This window comes from Aeromonas sp. R2-2, from assembly GCF_040908355.1.
GTDB classification, from domain to species: Bacteria; Pseudomonadota; Gammaproteobacteria; order Enterobacterales; family Aeromonadaceae; genus Aeromonas; species Aeromonas veronii.
This window is the reverse complement of sequence record NZ_JBFODQ010000084.1, coordinates 1-18,867: the sequence shown is the minus strand read 5'-3', so window position 1 is coordinate 18,867 and position 18,867 is coordinate 1. Positions and strand designations below refer to the sequence as shown.

14 protein-coding genes are annotated in these 18,867 nt (G+C 57.7%); 10 read left to right on the top strand and 4 right to left on the bottom strand.

All coding sequences use genetic code 11. The features are described from left to right. Positions 1-90: 90 nt before the first annotated feature. From AB5Z09_RS17785 to AB5Z09_RS17750, 8 genes are all read left to right on the top strand, one after another. Positions 91-612, top strand: a complete 522-nt coding sequence (locus AB5Z09_RS17785; protein WP_368195881.1) for a curlin — start codon at positions 91-93, stop codon at positions 610-612. A gap of 34 nt (positions 613-646) precedes the next feature. Beyond that, positions 647-2,236 (top strand): curlin, encoded by a 1,590-nt coding sequence (locus AB5Z09_RS17780; protein WP_368195880.1) that lies wholly within the window; start codon positions 647-649, stop codon positions 2,234-2,236. A gap of 110 nt (positions 2,237-2,346) precedes the next feature. Further along, complete coding sequence (gene csgH, locus AB5Z09_RS17775) at positions 2,347-2,661, top strand: curli-like amyloid fiber formation chaperone CsgH (RefSeq protein ID WP_368195879.1); 315 nt, start codon at positions 2,347-2,349, stop codon at positions 2,659-2,661. 89 nt (positions 2,662-2,750) lie between these two features. Beyond that, entirely contained in the window at positions 2,751-5,579 is a 2,829-nt protein-coding gene (uvrA, locus tag AB5Z09_RS17770) for an excinuclease ABC subunit UvrA (RefSeq protein WP_368195878.1), read from the top strand. Between the two features lie 121 nt (positions 5,580-5,700). Further along, the gene (locus AB5Z09_RS17765) at positions 5,701-7,374 is read left to right on the top strand and encodes a diguanylate cyclase (protein WP_368195877.1); all 1,674 of its coding nucleotides are present in this window, start codon (positions 5,701-5,703) and stop codon (positions 7,372-7,374) included. Between the two features lie 458 nt (positions 7,375-7,832). Further along, positions 7,833-8,426: an OmpW family outer membrane protein gene (locus tag AB5Z09_RS17760; protein ID WP_139403468.1), complete on the top strand. Its 594-nt coding sequence runs from the start codon at positions 7,833-7,835 to the stop codon at positions 8,424-8,426. Between the two features lie 222 nt (positions 8,427-8,648). Further along, positions 8,649-10,628: a methyl-accepting chemotaxis protein gene (locus AB5Z09_RS17755; protein WP_368195876.1), complete on the top strand. Its 1,980-nt coding sequence runs from the start codon at positions 8,649-8,651 to the stop codon at positions 10,626-10,628. Between the two features lie 8 nt (positions 10,629-10,636). Further along, positions 10,637-12,106: an ABC transporter substrate-binding protein gene (locus AB5Z09_RS17750; RefSeq protein WP_368195875.1), complete on the top strand. Its 1,470-nt coding sequence runs from the start codon at positions 10,637-10,639 to the stop codon at positions 12,104-12,106. A 72-nt stretch (positions 12,107-12,178) separates the two neighbouring features. On the opposite strand, the gene AB5Z09_RS17745 is transcribed toward AB5Z09_RS17750, so the two are convergent. Next, positions 12,179-12,979: a GNAT family N-acetyltransferase gene (locus AB5Z09_RS17745; protein ID WP_368195874.1), complete on the bottom strand. Its 801-nt coding sequence runs from the start codon at positions 12,977-12,979 to the stop codon at positions 12,179-12,181. A 329-nt stretch (positions 12,980-13,308) separates the two neighbouring features. Between AB5Z09_RS17745 and metF the strand changes: the two genes are divergently transcribed. Next, positions 13,309-14,199, top strand: a complete 891-nt coding sequence (gene metF, locus AB5Z09_RS17740) for a methylenetetrahydrofolate reductase (protein WP_005340191.1) — start codon at positions 13,309-13,311, stop codon at positions 14,197-14,199. 69 nt (positions 14,200-14,268) lie between these two features. Here metF and AB5Z09_RS17735 read toward each other — a convergent pair whose 3' ends face one another. Both AB5Z09_RS17735 and AB5Z09_RS17730 read right to left on the bottom strand, forming a co-directional pair. Next, a complete protein-coding gene (locus AB5Z09_RS17735) occupies positions 14,269-15,333 on the bottom strand; it encodes a DUF3103 family protein (protein ID WP_159164398.1) in 1,065 nt (354 codons plus the stop codon). A 122-nt stretch (positions 15,334-15,455) separates the two neighbouring features. Further along, a complete protein-coding gene (locus AB5Z09_RS17730) occupies positions 15,456-16,631 on the bottom strand; it encodes a benzoate/H(+) symporter BenE family transporter (protein ID WP_368195873.1) in 1,176 nt (391 codons plus the stop codon). A 119-nt stretch (positions 16,632-16,750) separates the two neighbouring features. On the opposite strand from AB5Z09_RS17730, the gene AB5Z09_RS17725 reads away from it, so the two are divergent. Continuing rightward, positions 16,751-17,320: a helix-turn-helix domain-containing protein gene (locus AB5Z09_RS17725; RefSeq protein WP_368195872.1), complete on the top strand. Its 570-nt coding sequence runs from the start codon at positions 16,751-16,753 to the stop codon at positions 17,318-17,320. A 16-nt stretch (positions 17,321-17,336) separates the two neighbouring features. Here the strand turns inward: AB5Z09_RS17725 and AB5Z09_RS17720 are convergent, their stop codons facing one another. Continuing rightward, complete coding sequence (locus AB5Z09_RS17720; RefSeq protein ID WP_368195871.1) at positions 17,337-18,533, bottom strand: NnrS family protein; 1,197 nt, start codon at positions 18,531-18,533, stop codon at positions 17,337-17,339. Positions 18,534-18,867: the final 334 nt, after the last annotated feature.

Below are 18,867 nucleotides of genomic sequence, written 5' to 3'. Positions count from 1 at the left end.
CTTTTCATCCTCGAATCAGCGGAGTGCCTGATAGGCCGCCTCTGGTCTGACAGGGATACTGTGGGCGTTTTCCAACAAGGCGATGGCGCGATGAAACACCTGTTGAGTGCTCTCTTTTTCCTGCTGATATCGGGCGCCCCGCAACTCGCCGCAGAGCCTGCCGTCTTCGACGAGCTGGCGATGGCAAGCGAGCTGGATGCCGGTGTGCAGAACGATGGGAATCAGGCGCTGTTGTGGCAACTCGGTAGCGAGCAGCTACTGCACCTCACCCAGCAAGGGGAGCTGAATCAGGCGCGTCTGCTGCAACAGGGTTGGGTCAATGAGTTGTCGCTCTCCCAGGTGGGAGATGAGAACTGGGTCAATGGTGCGCAACTGGGCGAGGGCAATAGCGCCGAGCTCTATCAGGCGGGCATCAATAACCGGATTTGGCTGCTGCAACAAGGCAGCGGCAATGAAGCCTGGATCAGTCAGCAAGGGGCAGACAATCAGGCCCGGGCGATCCAGCTGGGTGATGGCAATCAGGCCAGCATCGAGCAAAACGGTAACGGATTGGCGGCAACCGTTATTCAGACGGGAGCCAATCAGCAAGTAAATGTCGTTCAAACCAACTGAGCCTAGGCTCAACCATTAGCACGAGAGGGAAATCATGTTTAAACGTACCATCATTGCCTCGGCAGTTCTTCTGGCGACCAGCACCGCCTGGGCGGCATCTACTGGCAATCAGGCTGAGGTGACTCAGGCTCAATTCTCCACCGGCAACCTGGCGTACATCCAGCAGGTCGAGGAGAGCACGGCTAACAAGGCGGCGATCTATCAACAGGGTAACGACAACCTCGCCTCGACCGAGCAGCGCAATACCGGTGCTTCCACTGCTGATATCAAGCAAGCCGGTGGCAAGAACGAAGGGGAGGTATTGCAGCAGGGGGTGACCAATAAATCGACCGCGACCATTGATACCAGCGGAGAGCTGAACAAGGCCTCGATTGCCCAGCAGTACTACAACGGTGAGGCCACGGCCAGGGTGAGCCAGCTTGGTGATGGTAACGATGCCCGCATCAAGCAGGATGATGGTGACCGTGCCAATTCAGTGATTGAGCAGCAATCGAACGATAACAGTGCGCAGATCAATAACTACTGGTCTGATTATGCCAGCGCGACCATTACCCAGTCAGGAGAAGGCGGGCATATTGCGGATGTCGATCAACGCGAATCCGATGGTGCCGTTGCCAGCGTGGCTCAAGAGGGGGGCAATAACACGGCCTTAGTCGCACAACGTACAAGCAACTTCGGTTACGGCGCAAACGAGGGCACCTCTGCGGTCGTCAAACAAAGTGGCAATGACAACACTGCCGAGGTCACTCAGCTGGGGCTGGCCAACGTGGCAACGGTGGAGCAAAGCGGGACCACTGGCAGCGTGACAGCCCAGCAGTCTGGTGCGACCGCCGGACAAGGGAACAACCTGCTGGCCAAGCAGGCTGGTTCCGGTGAAACCGCCCTTCTGACCCAGACCGGAAGTCGTAACCAGATCGACTCTGAGCAGAGAGGTTCTGAGGATCTGTTGACCATCACCCAGAATGGTAACGACAACATCGCCAACGCCAGACAGAGCGGAACTGGTGAAACGGCGGTCGTGACTCAGCTGGGTAATGGCAACCAGGCCGATACCAACCAGCAGGGGTCTGGCAACACTGCACAGGTCACTCAGAATGGCAGCAATAACCAGGCGGTGGTTGATCAGCTGGCCAGCAGCGTGGGTGGGTTTGTCACTATCGATCAGTTGGGTAGCGACAACTATGCGAATGCAGTGCAAGAGGAAGGTAGTCGCAACAAGGTCGATATTGACCAGAACGGCACTGGCAACCAGGTTGCCACCGCGCGTGGCGTTGAGGGCAAAGGAGCCTGGACCTGGGGCTCGGATAATGAGCTGGTCGTGGCTCAGAAAGGCACTGACAACTGGGCTTATGCCGATGCGTCTCACTCTGACTCTGTGGTGACAGTGACTCAGGATGGGAAACTGAACAGCGCCAAGGTCGAATCCTATCTGGGGAGCGAAAACACGCTCACCGTAAGCCAGTTAGGTGAAAAACACGTGGCCAACGTTTACGTCAATGGCGGCATGGGCGGTGGCAATAACGAAGTCGACGTTGCACAAACCGACAGCCTCAACACTGCCAATGTGACTGTCTATGGCAGCGATAACATGGCCTATGTCTATCAGGGTTCTGGTAGCAACTGATGGTTATCTCCGGATTCAGGGGCCTGCGGGCCCCTCTTTTATTGGTGCTGCTCTGTGGGTTGATGCTTGTTTATCGCGTCGCGTCACCAGCAAGCGCAAGAAACACCGAGGTGGAACCCGATCCGTCGATCCGCTTGTCCCTCAATATGGTGCAGAGCGAACAGGGGCTGTCACTTGCGCCGACGCTGCTCAGCAAGCGCGACGTGACGGTGAGTGTCAGGTTGCTGGTGCATGGCGAAGGGGCCGCCGGGAGCACGACTCAGCGCCAGAGCCGTAATCTGTCGCTGCAGGGTGGAGTGGTCATGGCGGTTGGCAAAATAGGGCTGGGTTTGCGTTGCCCCTATCGGGTCGAGGTCACCGCCCGGATATGGCAAAACGAGCGGCTGCTGGTGGAGAAAAAGGAGCAGATGGCGTGCGCCGGATGATGCGCATTTCCTCTCATGACTGTCTATTCATCCAGTAGTCTCTATGCCATACTGACTCGCTCAGGTTTCTGTATCGAGCGTGCAACAAGATGGAAAAGATCGTGGTCCGGGGTGCTCGCACCCACAACCTCAAGAACATCAATCTGACCCTGCCCCGCGACAAGCTGATCGTGGTCACCGGCCTCTCCGGTTCGGGCAAATCCTCTCTGGCGTTCGATACCCTCTATGCCGAGGGGCAGCGCCGCTATGTGGAGTCCCTCTCCGCCTATGCCCGCCAGTTCCTCTCCTTGATGGAGAAGCCGGACGTCGACCATATCGAGGGGCTCTCGCCCGCCATCTCCATCGAACAGAAGTCCACTTCCCACAACCCGCGCTCGACCGTCGGTACCATCACCGAGATCTACGACTACCTGCGTCTGCTGTTTGCCCGGGTTGGTGAGCCGCGCTGCCCGACCCACGCCATTCCGCTCGCCGCCCAGACCATCAGCCAGATGGTGGATCAGGTGCTGGCCGAGCCGGAGGGGAGCAAGCTGATGCTGCTGGCCCCGGTGGTGCGCGATCGCAAGGGGGAGCACACCAAGCTGCTGGAGAATCTGGCGGCCCAGGGCTACATCCGTGCCCGTATCGACGGCGAGGTGTGCGACCTCTCCGATCCTCCGACTCTGGAGCTGCACAAGAAGCACACCATCGAGGTGGTGGTGGATCGCTTCAAGGTGCGCGAGGACCTTGCCTTGCGTTTGGCCGAGTCGTTCGAGACGGCGCTGACCCTCTCCGGCGGCATCGTGCTGGTAGTGCCAATGGACGGGGAAGAGGGGGTTGCCCCCATGACCTTCTCCGCCAACTTCGCCTGCCCGGAGTGTGGCTACTCCATGTCGGAGCTGGAGCCGCGCATCTTCTCCTTCAACAATCCGGCCGGTGCCTGTCCCACCTGTGATGGTTTGGGCGTGCAGCAATATTTCGATCCTGCCAAGGTGATCGGCGATCCGGCCATCAGTCTGGCCAATGGCGCCATCCGTGGCTGGGACAAGCGCAGCTTCTACTACTTCCAGATGCTGAAATCCCTCTCCGAGCACTACAAGTTCGATCTGGAAACGCCGTGGGAAGATCTGCCGGTCAAGACCCAGGAGGTGATCCTGCGCGGCTCTGGCCGCACCGAGATCGAGTTCCGCTACATGAACGACCGCGGCGACGTGGTGGTGCGCAAGCACCCGTTCGAGGGGATCCTGCACAACATGGAGCGGCGCTACCGGGAAACCGAGTCCAACTCGGTGCGCGAAGAGCTCTCCAAATACATCGCCAACAAGTCTTGTACCAGCTGCGGTGGTAGCCGCCTGCGGGAAGAGGCGCGTCATGTCTTCGTTGACAACCGCAACCTGCCGGCCATCGCCGAGCAGTCCATCGGCGATGCGCTGGCCTTCTTCGAGGGGCTGAACCTCACCGGTCAGCGCGCCCAGATTGCCGAGAAAATATTGAAAGAGATCGTCGAGCGGCTCGGCTTCCTGGTTAACGTCGGTCTCAACTACCTGAGCCTGTCGCGCAGCGCCGAGACCCTCTCAGGCGGCGAAGCGCAGCGCATTCGACTGGCCAGCCAGATCGGTGCAGGGCTGGTGGGCGTCATGTATGTACTCGATGAGCCTTCCATCGGTCTGCATCAGCGCGACAACGAGCGGTTGCTCAAGACTCTCACCCATCTGCGCGATCTGGGCAACACGGTGATCGTGGTGGAGCACGACGAGGATGCCATCCGCCTCGCCGACCATGTGCTGGATATAGGCCCGGGGGCTGGCGTGCACGGTGGCGAGATTGTTGCGCAGGGCACCCCCCAGCAGATCATCGACAATCCGGAGTCGCTGACCGGTGACTACCTCTCCGGTCGCAAGCAGATCGCCATTCCGGCCGAGCGCACGCCGCTCACCGGCAAGTGGTTGAAACTCAAGGGGGCAAGCGGCAACAACCTGCGCAACGTCAACCTGGATCTGCCCATCGGGGTGATGACCTGCGTTACAGGTGTTTCCGGCTCCGGCAAGTCGACCCTGATCAACGACACCCTGTTCCGCATCGCTCATCGCGAGCTCAACAAGGCGACCGAGTCCACCCCGGCGCCCTATCGCAGCGTGGAAGGGCTGGAGCATCTGGACAAGGTGGTGGATATCGACCAGAGCCCCATCGGTCGTACCCCGCGCTCCAACCCAGCCACCTATACCGGCCTGTTTACCCCGATCCGCGAGCTGCTCTCCGGCACTCAGGAGGCGCGTTCACGCGGCTACCAGCCGGGCCGCTTCTCCTTCAACGTGAAGGGGGGCCGCTGCGAGGCGTGTCAAGGGGATGGCGTCATCAAGGTGGAGATGCACTTCCTGCCGGACGTCTACGTGCCGTGCGATGTCTGCAAGGGCAAGCGCTATAACCGCGAGACCCTGGAGGTGAAGTACAAGGGCAAGAACATCCACGAGATCCTCGAGATGACAGTGGAAGATGCCAGGGATTTCTTCGACCCGGTGCCGGCTGTGGCGCGCAAGCTGCAGACCCTGATGGACGTGGGCCTCTCCTATATCCGCCTCGGCCAGTCGGCCACAACCTTGTCTGGCGGTGAGGCACAGCGGGTCAAGCTGGCGCGGGAGCTCTCCAAGCGGGATACCGGCCAGACCCTCTACATTCTGGATGAGCCGACTACCGGCCTGCACTTCCACGACATCCAGCAGTTGCTCAAGGTGCTGCACCAGCTGCGGGATCGCGGCAACACCATCGTCATCATCGAGCACAACCTTGATGTGGTAAAAACTGCCGACTGGATCGTAGATTTGGGACCGGAGGGAGGCGCCGGTGGGGGCCGCATTCTGGTGACGGGGACGCCGGAAGAGATTTGCACCAATAAAGAGTCTCATACAGCTCGTTTTTTGCGGCCACTATTGGCGCGATAAGCCGTTATAATCGAGGGGCCTTTGGCCCCTTTTTGTTATAAAAATCGGGAGCATAGGGGGAAGCTCGTCAAGTGTGGGCAGGCTTGGCATCTCAGCATCATGGTAATGGATATATCGGGTTATGGCTCAGGCTCCGCGCACGATTGATCATCAGTTGGCTTACTCCATGTTCCCCATCTGGCTGGGGGCGATCCTGCTATTGCTGGTCCTGCTGGCGTGGGCCCAGATCCCGGCTGCCAGCCGGATTGAGGAGCAACGAATGAAGGAGCATCTGCTGCGCGTGACCAAGGCGGTGCAGGCGGATGTGGCCGCTCTGGATGCATTCAGTCGGGATTGGGGCATCTGGGATGACAGCCATCGTTTTATGGACAACAAAAGCAGGGGGTACATCGAATCCAACCTGTTCAGTGATATGCCGATGCGGGATTTTAGTCTCAACCTGATGAGCTTCATGGATCTCACCGGCTACGAAATCTGGACGCGCACCCTGCTACCCGATGCGCCGGGGATCAATCCGGACCAGTTTCCCTACTTCCTTGATGAACTGAAAAAGCAGTTAAGTGCGCGCTCGGTGGCGCAAGGGGGCATCAATCTGCACGGGATCCGAGCTTCCCAGTGGGGGCCGCTGATGTACTCGTGGCAGCCGATCAGAAACAGTGACGAGTCGGCACCGTTCAACGGTTTCTTGCTGGTTGTACGTTGGCTCGACAAAGACTATCTCGAGCAGGTATCGGAGCGTACCGCGCTGCCTCTGGCAATTTCCCACGCCAATCTGGATGTCACCGCTACCTTCAAACCACTGAAACCGCAAATAACGTATCGCCTGATTGATCTCGGGCTCACCCGGCTTAGGGGAGAGGTGCGACTGCTCAACAGCGATAACCAGCCGGTGCTGACCCTGGTGATTGAGGAGGAGAGAAAGATCTTGAGTGGCGTCATGGAGGGGGCGCTCTGGACCTTTATCGGCATGCTGTTTATCAGTTTTATCTGCGTCATGATCGCCATGTACCGGCTCAACAGCATTGTGCTTACCCCGTTGCAGCAGCTGGTGTCGGCGCTGCAACGCTTTGGCGATCGGCCAGATGCCACCTTGATCCCCTATATCGACAGCAGCGCCGAGATGGCGACCCTGAGCGGCAAGTTCAAGGAGATGGCCAGCAAGGTTAGTCAGCAACACGATGATTTGTTGGAAAAATCCAGCCAGATGGAGATGGCTGCATTCACCGATCCCTTGACCCGTTGCTTCAATCGTCGCTATCTCGATGGCTGGTTGCAGGCCAACCGGGCCAAACCTTGTCTGTTATTGCTGCTGGATCTTGATCATTTCAAGCGGATCAATGACCGCCTTGGCCATGACATCGGGGATCTGGTGCTGAAACAGTTGGCGGATCTGCTGCGCAAGGTGGTGACAGGAGAGCGCGAGCCGATCATCCGGCTGGGCGGGGAGGAGTTCTTGTTGCTGCTACAAGTGGATGACGAGCAAGAGTTGGCGCTGCGGGTCGAATATCTGCGCCAGCGTGTCGCTCAGCACCGCTTTGGCAGAGAGGATGCGCCACTCTGGTTGACGGTGTCGCTGGGGTTCTGCCGCTATCCGTTGCACCCGGAGTACACGGATTCATTCTGGAGTCATAGCTTCAAACTGGCGGACATGGCGCTGTATCAGGCCAAAGTCGGTGGGCGAAATCGGTGGTGTGGCTACGCTGGTAGCCTCTCTGCGGAGGGAATGGGCCAGACTCCGGAACAGCTTGCCGAAGGGGGGCATATCACCCTGCTGCACTCTGTCAATCCGGATTAACCCTGCCGTACCAATACCAGATAGGCCAGGGCGACAATAAAACCGAGCAGGATAAAGAGAAAGGATCCGATTCCCCACACGGCCGCGAGAAAAGCCCCCACCTTTTGCCATTTCGACTCATTTTTCATAAATAAACCATTACTTCCCAGTAACTTGTATGGCGCAAAAAATACGCTGATTTGCCCATATTAACAACAATTAATAGCCACTCTGCCGCGCAATAAGATGTGGTTTGTTTGCTCCTTTTGTCTCTGGATGCGGGTAGTTACAACCTGTCCAAACAGGCATTTCGGCTTGTTGTCTGGGGACGCAACGAGATTGGGATGGCGCGCAAAGATGTCACACCAATCGATTTATTTCTGTGCAACCTTTGCTCCAAATCAATAACTTTGCATTTACAAGGGCATATAGTCAGCGGGCTTACAGCATCAAATGAAAACAAAAAAAGGGATTACGTGATGAAAAAATTACTTCCTCTGATGATTGCCGCTGCAGTGACCTCTCCATTCGCCATGGCCCATCAGGCTGGTGATATTCTGGTTCGTGGTGGTTTGGCTGTAGTGTCTCCACAAGACAGTGGTAACAGCTTTGAAATCAATGACAATGCCCAGCTGGGTTTGACTTTGACCTATATGGCTACAGATAACTTCGGTGTTGAGCTGCTGGCTGCTACCCCATTCTCCCATTCAGTGAAGATTGGCGATACCGAAGTAGCCAAGGTCAAGCATCTGCCGCCAACCCTGATGGCTCAATACTATTTTGGCGATGCCCAGAGCAAAGTTCGTCCGTACGTCGGTATTGGTGTGAACTACACCAATTTCTTTGACGAGAAAGGTCGTGGTCCTCTGACCAACAGCGATGTGAGCCTGGATGATTCTTGGGGTGTTGCTGGTCAGGTGGGTATCGATATGGCGATCACTGACCGCTGGTTTGTCAACGGCTCAGCCTGGATCATGGATATCGACACTGATGTACATGTAAACGGTGGAGATGGAATCAAAACCAAGATTGACCCAATGGTCTTCATGGTTGGTGCGGGCTACCGCTTCTAATGATTCTGATTGCGGTTCTGAACGGACCGCGGAAGATAGCAAAGTACGTCTCTTTCAGCCCGGCTTGTGCCGGGCTTTTTTCGTATGGCTGATTTTGTCTGTACTGTGATCCAACCCGATACAAATCAATTAAATACCTGCCGCTTTATTTCAGTTATTCGCCACCCCTGCCGATAGTGACTATGTTCACTTTACCTTCCCCCAATGAGTGAGGATGTCTCCATGGGCTTATCTATCGTGCAGCGGATCATCGCCGGATTCGTGTTGATGCTGCTGTTGCTGATCCTGCTTGGTGTGATCAGTACCTTTAAAATCAAGGGTATAAATGACGGCCTCTCTGCCGTATCTGACCGCGCAACCCCGCTGGTGGTTGCTGTCGCAGGTCTCAAGGGGGCACTGCAGGATAGCAACCGCTGGGTGCTGGTCTACCGCACCAGTGAAGATGCCACCCAGTTGCCGCAGCTGGCCAATCAGTTCAAGGAGCAGCAGAACCGCTTCGCCCAGCTGAGTCAGGAGATGGGTAAATTTACCGATGTAGCGGATGCTCGTGCCCGCTTCCAGCAGGTCGAGAGTGCTACCACTCAATTTTATGGCTTGGCGGATCAGGTGTTGGCACAGCATCGACAGTGGGTCAGTGCACTGGAGCAGCGCCACAAGCTGGAGATGGAATTTATCCGCCTTGAGGATACCTATCAGTGGGCGGCGGATTTGCTGCTGCAACAGACCGCCAGCAAACGCTCCATGCGCAACAAGGCGGAGCTTATTACCTCGGGTATCGCCCGCGATCTGAAGAATATCCGCCGTGCCGATGCCAAAACCGACCTGAACGAGCTGGAAAAGGTACTCAGCAAGGACATCGAGATGGCCCGCAAGCGGTTGGAGCGGGTGCTGGTGCCCGATGATGTGAAAGCGCGCTTTGTCTCCAATCTGGATCGGATGCAGGAGTTGGCGCTCGGCGCTCAGGGCTTGCTGGCAACCATGCGTCAGGCTCAGCAACTGGCGCTATCGCTGGCCACGCAAAATCAGCAGTTGGATGCCAGTCTGGTCAACAGCCTCAATTTGCTCGATGAGATGGGCAAGTCCGCCGGTGCCATCGCCAGCGACAGCAGGATCAACGCCGATGCGGCGGTCAGCAGTGCCAGCTTCTGGATCCTGGTGGTTGCCGCGATGTCGGCCGCTGCCGCGCTGGTGATCGGCTATACCACTGCGCGCAGCATTCAGCGCCCGTTGCAGATGATCAACAAGGAGCTCGATTACATGGCGGCCGGTGACATGACACGGCGCATCAACTACCGCAGCAGTTGCGAATTTGGCAGCCTCTCTCGCTCCATCGATACGCTGGCGGGCAAGACTGGTGAGCTGCTCTCTCAAATCAATGCAGGCTCTCGCCATCTGGTGGATGAGGCGAGCCGCGCCGCCGAGATCAGCGAACGGGCCATGTCCCGGGTACAGGAGCAGAAGAGCCAGACCGATCAGGTGGCCGCCGCCATTACCGAGCTGGAAGTGAGCGCCACCGAGGTGGCCCGCTCTACCGATGGCACCAAGCGGGAAGTGGATCTGGCCGATGAAGAGGCGCGCAATGGTCGCCAGAAAGTGGCCACCACTCGCCGGATCACCGAGCAGCTGGCTGGCGCCATGGAAGAGGCGGTCGGGATCACCTACAAACTTGGGGAATTCAGTAACAACATCGGCAGCATTCTCGATGTGATCCGCAGTATTGCCGAGCAGACCAACCTGCTGGCGTTGAACGCCGCCATCGAAGCGGCCCGTGCTGGTGATGCAGGTCGTGGTTTTGCGGTGGTGGCCGATGAGGTGCGGGCGCTGGCTAATCGCACCCAGACTTCGACCGAAGAGATCCAGGGGATGATTGAGAACCTGCAGAGCTCCAGCAAGCATGTGGTTGAAGTGATGGGGCGCAGCCAGGAGCAGACCCAGAGCTGTGTCGAGCAGACCCGCGAGATGGATGTGGCGCTGCAATCCATTGCCGAGCGGATGGGGGCCATCAAGTCGATGGCGGATCAGGTGGCCCATGCCGCTCAGGAGCAGATCTCCGTCAGTCAGGGGGTCGCTCGTCATATCGCCGGTATTGCCGATGTGGCATACGAGACAGAGCGGGAGGCGCGGGAATCCGCCAGCAGCAGCGAAGTGCTGGCCGACCTGGTCGCCAAACAGCAGCGATTGATCGCACATTTCAAGGTCTAGGAGGGCTTATGTCTAAAAAGTGGATTGGAGCCCTGAGTCTCCTGTTGTGTGGCCAGCTGATGGCCAGCGAGCTGGTGATTGAAAGCTGGCGAACCGATGACAAGGCGTTGTGGGAGCAGAAAATCATCCCGGCCTTTGAAGCGGCGCATCCCGGCATCAAGGTGAGTTTTCATCCGGTGCAGAACGTCAACTACATGCCCACTCTCTGGGAGAGCCTGAAAGGCGGTAAGGCGGGGGATCTCATTACCTGTCGTCCGTTTGATGACTCGCTCGCCCTGTTCAAGGCGGGCCATCTGGCCGAGCTGACCGAAATGGCAGGGATGGAGAACTTCCCGAGTTTTGCCCAGTCACCCTGGCAGACCGACTCCGGTGCCCAGACCTTCTGTGTGCCGATGGCCTCGGTGATCCATGGCTTCTTCTATAACAAGAAGATCTTCAGTGAGTTGGGGCTCACCTTGCCGCAAACCCGCGATCAGTTCTTCGCCGTGCTGGACAAGATCAAGGCCGACGGGCGCTATGTGCCGCTGGCTATGAGCGGTTCAGAGAGCTGGGTTGCCTCCGAACTGGGGTTCCAGAACATTGGCCCCAACTACTGGAAGGGAGAGGACGGCCGTCTGGCACTGATCGGCGGGCAGGAGCGGTTGGACAACCCCCAATATGTGAAGGTGTTCGACGAGCTGGCCCGCTGGCGTTCCTACCTCGGTGAAGGTGGCGAGAGCCGCGATTATGCGACCAGCAACGAGCTGTTCACCTCGGGCAAGGCCGCCTTCTACGTGGCGGGCTCCTGGGAGATTGCCCCCTTCACCGGCAAGGTCGATTTTGGCGTCATGCGCCCGCCGGTGGCCAAACAGGGTGATGGCTGTTTCTTTACCGATCACACCGATATCGGTATGGGGATGAACCCGGCCAGCAAGAACAAAGAGGGGGCAATGGCTTTTCTGCAGTGGCTGACGACGCCGCAATTTGCCGAGCTCTATACCAACTCGCTGCCGGGATTCTTCTCACTCTCCAACCACTTCTTCGATGTCACCAATCCGGCGGCCAAAGAGATGATGGAGTGGCGCGATCAGTGTGACTCGACCATTCGGGTGGCGACCCAGATCCTCTCCCGTGGTACGCCCAAGTTGGGGGATGAACTGGCAGAGGTGAGTCAGGCTGTGCTGCTTGGCAAGATGGAGCCCAAGGCTGCCGCGGATCGACTGGAAGGTGGCTTGAAGGGCTGGTATGCCCCTCATCAGGGCAGCAAGGCCAAGAGCGCGGATTGTCAGTGTGATGCGGTTGTCCCTGCTCCTGTTTCAGCGCCGACGACTGAGGTGTCCGCAGCTCCCGCGACCAGTGAAACGCCTGCCGTGGTGTCATCTGTTGTGACTCCCACAGCACCCGCATCAGCGGCCGCTGCACCATTACCGGCGCAGTCGGATGAGGTAGAGCAGGCGCTCTCCAACGAGCTGGAAGCGCCACAGCAGCCACAGCAATAGGTCATCGGCATCAATAAAAACGGGAGACATCGGCCTCCCGTTTTTTATGGCTCGCGGCCAGCAGGTATCGCTTTATTGTGCTTCGTGGGGCCAGCGGCAGAGGCTGCCGATCCGGGCAACCGGGGCGAACCCCAAAGAGCGGTAAATGCGCTGGGCATGGTAGTGCTCGTCGGCCACTATGATGAGCTGTTTGGCGCGGGACAATCCAGCGCGAGCCACTTGACTCAGCAGCTGGCGGCATAACCCCTGGTTGCGCCACGCATGGTGCGTGCGTACCAATTGGAAGCGCCCAAGTGTGCCGCAAAAGAAGAGGCCGCAGCTGGCGACCAGTTGCCCCTCTTGCCAGATCCCCCACCAGTCCCCGAGACCATCGGCAATCATGGCCTGATAGAGCGCCTGGCGGGATCGCAGATAGGGAAGATAGCTCTGTTCCGAGTGTCCCTCATCCCGTTCATTGAGTTCGAAGTCGAGCCACTCAGGCCAATCAGCAGTGGTGAAGGTACGTGCCTCAACCTTGCCCATGTCGTCGTGAGGGGGTGGGCAGCTCTGCTCATCCAGCGCCAGTACCACGCACTCCATATATTGGTATCCCGTTGCGACAAAACCGGCGATCCGGCTGTTTTGCCCGGCGGCCAGTGGCCATTGGAAGGTGCGGTGGCGCACTCGAGGCTCCTGGCCGATCAGCTGATCGAATGTGGCTTCCAGCCAGCCTTTGTCACGGTCGCTGGGTGGGTTGGGGAGTAGCAGGTAGTTGCCGAAGTAGTAGTCGGGAGCATCCGGCGTGCGAACCGCCCAGAACTGCTCATGCTGGATGACCTCGCCCTGGTAGCGATCAAACAGCAAGTCGGTGGCAAAGCCGGGGTGGGTATCCATGACGGTGCTCCTGCAAAGACTCATTCTGTTATCGGCAGGAGTGGGAAATAGATGAAAAGGGGCCGGAGAAACCTCCGGCCAAACAATCACACGCAGATTCAGAACGTCCAGGACGATCTGCCCCCATCATAACTCGACTGGGGCAATTTTGGGATGGGCACTTTTCGGTTACGTACCGTTAATTTTGTAAATATGAAGTTCGTCAGATCGGATGTGAGGTAAATCTCTGTTGACTTTGTGTCGTTTTGCTCATAAATATAAAGACGTTTAGACGTCCAAACATCCGTTTTGACGTAGGCAGATGGATTGCAGGACAGGGAGAAGAGCAGATGGGATTTCACAGTGCACGTCAGGTTGAGGCGCTCAACCAGAGCTTGGCAGATTTGAATGGCGATATATCGGTCAGTTTCGAGTTTTTTCCGCCCAATAGTGAAGGGATGGAAAATACCCTCTGGCAGTCCATCGAACGGCTGAAAGTGCTGGAACCCAAGTTCGTCTCCGTCACCTATGGCGCCAACTCCGGCACCCGTGATCGCACCCACAAGGTGATCAAGGACATCAAGGAGCGGACCGGCCTGATTGCAGCGCCTCACCTGACCTGTATCGATGCCAGCCGCGACGAATTGCGCACCATCGCCCGCGATTACTGGAACAGCGGCATTCGCCATATTGTGGCTCTGCGCGGTGATTTGCCGCAGGGGTTGGAGAAGCCGGATATGTATGCCACCGATCTGGTTGCTCTGCTCAAGTCAGAGGCGGACTTCGATATCTCGGTTGCCGCCTATCCGGAAGGGCACCCGGAGGCCAAGAGTGCACAATCCGACCTGCTCAACCTCAAGCGCAAGATTGATGCCGGTGCCAACCGCGCCATCACCCAGTTCTTCTTCGATGTGGAAACTTACTTGCGCTTTCGGGATCGCTGCGCCGCCATCGGCATCGATGCCGAAATCGTGCCGGGGATCCTGCCGGTCTCCAACTACCAGACCCTGGCCAAGTTTGCCGGTTTTACCAACGTGAAGATCCCGCGCTGGATGCATCAGCGTTTCGAGGGACTGGATAACGATCAGATGACCCGCAATCTGGTGGGGGCGAGCATCGCCATCGATCAGGTGCGCGTGCTGAGTCAGGAAGGCGTGAAGGATTTCCACTTCTATACCCTGAACCGCTCCGAGCTGACTTATGCCATCTGCCATACTCTGGGGGTTCGTCCCAAGGGTTGACCGGTGGTCACCGCGATAAAAGCAAAAAGCCAATGAGTTGCTCATTGGCTCTTTCGTTATGGCCGATTATCAAGGTCTGGTCGGGGCGATCTCTTTTGGCTCAAGATCGATAACCGCATTACCGGCAGCCCCCGGATACTGGCGATAGACCTGATCCTGCTCCAGTGTGTAGAAGGTATCCAGATAGTCGTCGTTGTTGGTCATCCAGGAGTCGGGCAGAGCCTTGACGATGCGACCGCCGAGATCGAGGAAGGGCAGGGCTTCCGGCACGCCACCCGCAGTAAAGCCGAGTTTGAGAGCTTCAATCAGCAGGGCGCTCAGCTCCTTGTAGTTGACGTTGTCATCCTGCTCCATCATCACCACATCGACGGCACCCCAGCGATAGCGATCCCAGTAAACCAGGATTTGGTTGGGGGTGTAGTCTGTGTTGTCATAGTCGAGGTAGGGCATGTCGACAATATCGACCACTGGTTCATCCCGACTGGGATTAACCCCTGCGACCACTGCATACACTTCGGCTGCGCCGAGCAGCCAGGGCTCCTGATCATCCTTCAGTCTGATCTTTTTCAGGATACTGGTCTTGAGCGGCGCCGTGCTGGCCGCCACTCGCGGAGCGCTTTGCAGATCCGCATCGGCCAGCGCCTTGCGCATCACCTTCAAGCCTGCGTTCTTGGCTTTGACGGGATCGGCTTCGACTACCAGAACCGGCCGGGCCGGTGCCTTGTCCACATCCAGATAGACAGGATTGCCAGCGCTGTCGAACGCTTCAATGGCGCTCCAGCTCTTCTCATCTCCACTTGGAACATAGGCGACCAGCGGTTCGACACCCTGTTGCAGTGCGGTGGCCTGATCGGTGTTGGCCAGCCGCAACTGCATCAGTTGCTTGACCTCGCCATCCAGTCCTTGCCGGCTGATGGCCGCCTGGTTGGCATCGCTCGCCTGCCGTTTAAGGCGTGGGCTGGCCTTCTGCAGCAGGTTGGGAAGCGGGCTCTGGTATTGCTGATTGCTCAGCAGAGGCAGCAGGTTTTTCTGCTGAAGTGCGAGCTGGCGAGCCAGCTCTCGATCCGTATCGGCAGCCTGGACGCTCGTAGCACCCAGTATGGCCAGTAGTAACAAGACAGCCTGATTTTTCATTTTTATACTCCGTTGCATGGAACCTGACAGGGCACCATGTCCGGGAAGATTGGTGCCCTGACGCCACTAGAAGGAAATTAGTTTCACTTGTGAATCATTTTATCTGGATAGTGTGCAGAGGTTCACGGTTTGAGGTTCAATTGATTCCTTTGTCGATATGATTGGAACTGATAGATAGCCAGACCAATCAGCAGACCCCAGCAGGCTGGCGCGATGCCGAGCAGGCTGATCCCGGACGCGGTAATGATAAAGGTGAGCAGCGCAGCTTCTCGCGTTTCATCCTCTTGCAAGGCAGAGTGCAGGCTGCTGCCGATGGTGCCTAGCAGGGCCAATCCGGCGACGCAGGTGACAAGGGTTGCCGGAAAGGCGCTAAACAGGGCCGCGACGGTCGCACCGAAGCAGCCGGTCACGAGATAAAAGCAACCCGCCCAAACCGCAGCAGGCCAGCGGCGCTTGGTATCCGGGTCGACCTCTTTTCCCATGCAGATGGCGGCAGTGATGGCGGCCAGATTGAAGGCATAACCGCCAAAAGGGGCGAGCAGCAGGCCAGTCAGGCCAGTCCAGCTGATCAGCGAGGAGGTGGCAGGCTGATAGCCATGGGCTCGCAAGATGGCAATCCCCGGCATGTTTTGCGATGTCATGGTGACAATGAACAACGGCAGCGCGATACCAAACAGAGCATCAAGGGAGAAGGCTGGCCATGTCCAGACCGGGCTGGCGAGTTGCCAGTGAAGGGTGCCCATTTGCAAATCCCCCCGCACGCTGCAGATCAGCATCCCCACTCCCAGTACCAGCACCATGGTATAGCGGGGCCAGAGATGACGACCCAGCAGGAAGGCCAGCAGCAGGGTGCCAAGCAGCAAGGGATCTTGCGGGGCGACCTTGAACAGATCCAATCCGAATCTGAGCAGCACGCCAGCGAGCATGGCGGCGGCCAGTGGAGCCGGGATATGTTTCATCAAACGGTCGAACCAGCCGCTAATGCCACACAGAGTGATCAGCAGGGACGAGATCACAAAGGCGCCGATGGCTTCCGCCAGAGTGAAGTTGCCCAGCGTGGTGATCAGCAGTGCCGCGCCCGGTGTGGACCAGGCGGTTAGTATGGGTATGCGGTAATAGAGAGAGAGGCCGATGCAGCTCACCCCCATGCCGATCCCCAGCGTCCAGAGCCAGGAGGCGACTTGGGCAGTATCAGCACCCGCTGCCGTGGCGGCCTGGATGATCAGGATGACGGAGCTGGTGTAGCCGACCATCACGGCGATAAAGCCTGCGACCAAATGGGGGATGGCGAAGGGCATGACTCTTCCTCTTGGCGTTGTGACGCGCTGTGCGTTATTACGTACAATAAAACTTTGACTATATCGCCGTGCGCTATAGCGCACAAGGCGCATCGTGCAAGAGTAATAAAGAGGCAGTTATGCAAGAGATGAGTCAGCATCTGGCTGCTCGACTGAGGGGGCTGCGCAGCGAGCGCGGCTGGAGCCTGGATGCCGCCGCGCGCGAAACGGGCGTCAGCAAGGCGATGCTGGGGCAGATTGAGCGGGGAGAGTCCAGCCCGACGGTGGCGACGCTATGGAAGATAGCCACCGGTTTTCGAGTCTCATTTTCCAGTTTCATTGAGCCCACACCAGCCGTGCAGGAGGAGGTGCTCTATCGCACCGCCGATGCCATTCGCCAGCAGCCTGCGGGAGAGGGCATGCAAGTGGCGCCGCTCTTCCCTTATGAAAACCGGTTTGGCTTCGAATTGCTTGAGCTGACCCTGTTGCCGGGTTACCAGCGTGAATCCGAGCCCCATGAGCCGGGAGTGACCGAACATGTCATCGTCATCAGCGGCATGATGGAGGTGCTGGTGGAAGGGGAGTGGCGTTCATTGGTGCAAGGGGAGGCGGTGCGTTTTGCTGCCGACCGTCCCCACGGTTATCGCAATCTGGGCATAGCCCCGGCGATTTTCCACAACCTCATCCACTATCCGGTGGCAACACCCTGAACATGTTCCGCAGTCATCAACCCGGTCGACCATCTGCTCTGGGGCGGATCAGTATCGGGGTATAGACCCAGACAAACAGACCATAGGCAGCGATCCAGGCAAGCGCGCTGAGGTTCCAGCCATGCAGGGTATAAGCAGGCCAGAGCAGCGGAATCGCCACCCGCATTGTAGCGGCAGCGATAACCAGGGCGAATGCGCCAGTGATCCTGCGTCCTACCTGCAAGGCCCGACCGCTATGGCCGAGGGAGACTCGCGCAATCATGCCCAGGATCATGGTGCCCATACAGCCTGCGCTGAGCAGGTGACTGGCCATCGACAACGTGATGGGCAGACCCGTGCTATGTGCCGCAAGGGCGAGCAGGCCAAGAGGGATAAACAAATAGGCGAGATGGAGTGACCACAGCAGGGGATGCGCAAGGGTCGATGGCATATGCCAACGCAGTTGCCGCCACAGATGCAAACTCGCCGCCACTATATAGAGAGGCACTATATATATGCTGGTGACCCATTGGGTGGGGAGCAGCAGCCAGCAGAGCAAGATAAGCCACTGTGTCGCGAGCGCCGCCCGCTCCAGCCAGAGCTGAGGTGCAGCTTTATCCTGACCGGTTGCTCGGGCGGTGAAGAACGGAATCACCCTTCCACCCATCACGGCGATCAGGGTGGTAAACAACAGCACAGTGGTGATCAATAGGTGCTCAACGGTGATCCAATCGGCCTGCCATAACCAGCTGGCGCCATTGAGTAGGGTCAGTATCAACAACAGGGGCACGAAGAAGAGGTTGCGCCATTGCCGGGTTATCAAGATAGGCTTGGCAAGGAACCAAGTGCAAAGCGGCAACCAGAGCAGGTCTGCCAACATCAGAAGCGTATTCTCTTCACCCAGCCAGGGTAACAAGGTCCTTGGCAACATCCACAACCCCACCACCATTGCCAATGGCCAGCTCCGAACAACGGGATGGGCCGTCCAGTTCTGCACCGCGGTGAGCAGAAAACCCGCGACGATGGCAGCCCCGAAACCAAACAGCATCTCATGACCATGCCACCAGATCGGGTTGGCAATCCCTGGCAAGGTTAGCCAACCGTTGAGCTGCCCCAGCCAGAGCAACATGGCGACGGCAGCAAACAGAGCCCCGAACAAGAAGAAGGGTCGGAACCCCAAGCGGAACAGCGGGACGATTTGCTCTTCCTTATGGCTATCGAGGATTTGATGCATGAGGGTATTCCAATTAAACATTTGAGATGGCAATTATAAATTGGCTTTTCAAATGTTCAATTTAAATCCGGCAATAGTCAGGATTGATGCCATTTTGAGCAAAAAAAGAGGTGGTTGCTTGATATCTGAGCGAACGAACTCTTTTGCTGAAAAAGCCCTTGTCATCGCAGCGCCGCTCCCTATAATGCGCCCCTACCAGCACGGCGGAACACGCCAACCTGATGAGCCAGCTTCCTAGTGAAGTGGGCGCCGAAAGAAAAGCGAAAACAATCGCTTGACTTTCGAAGTGAGAAGCGTAATATGCGCCTCCTCAACGCGACAAGCGTGACGCTCT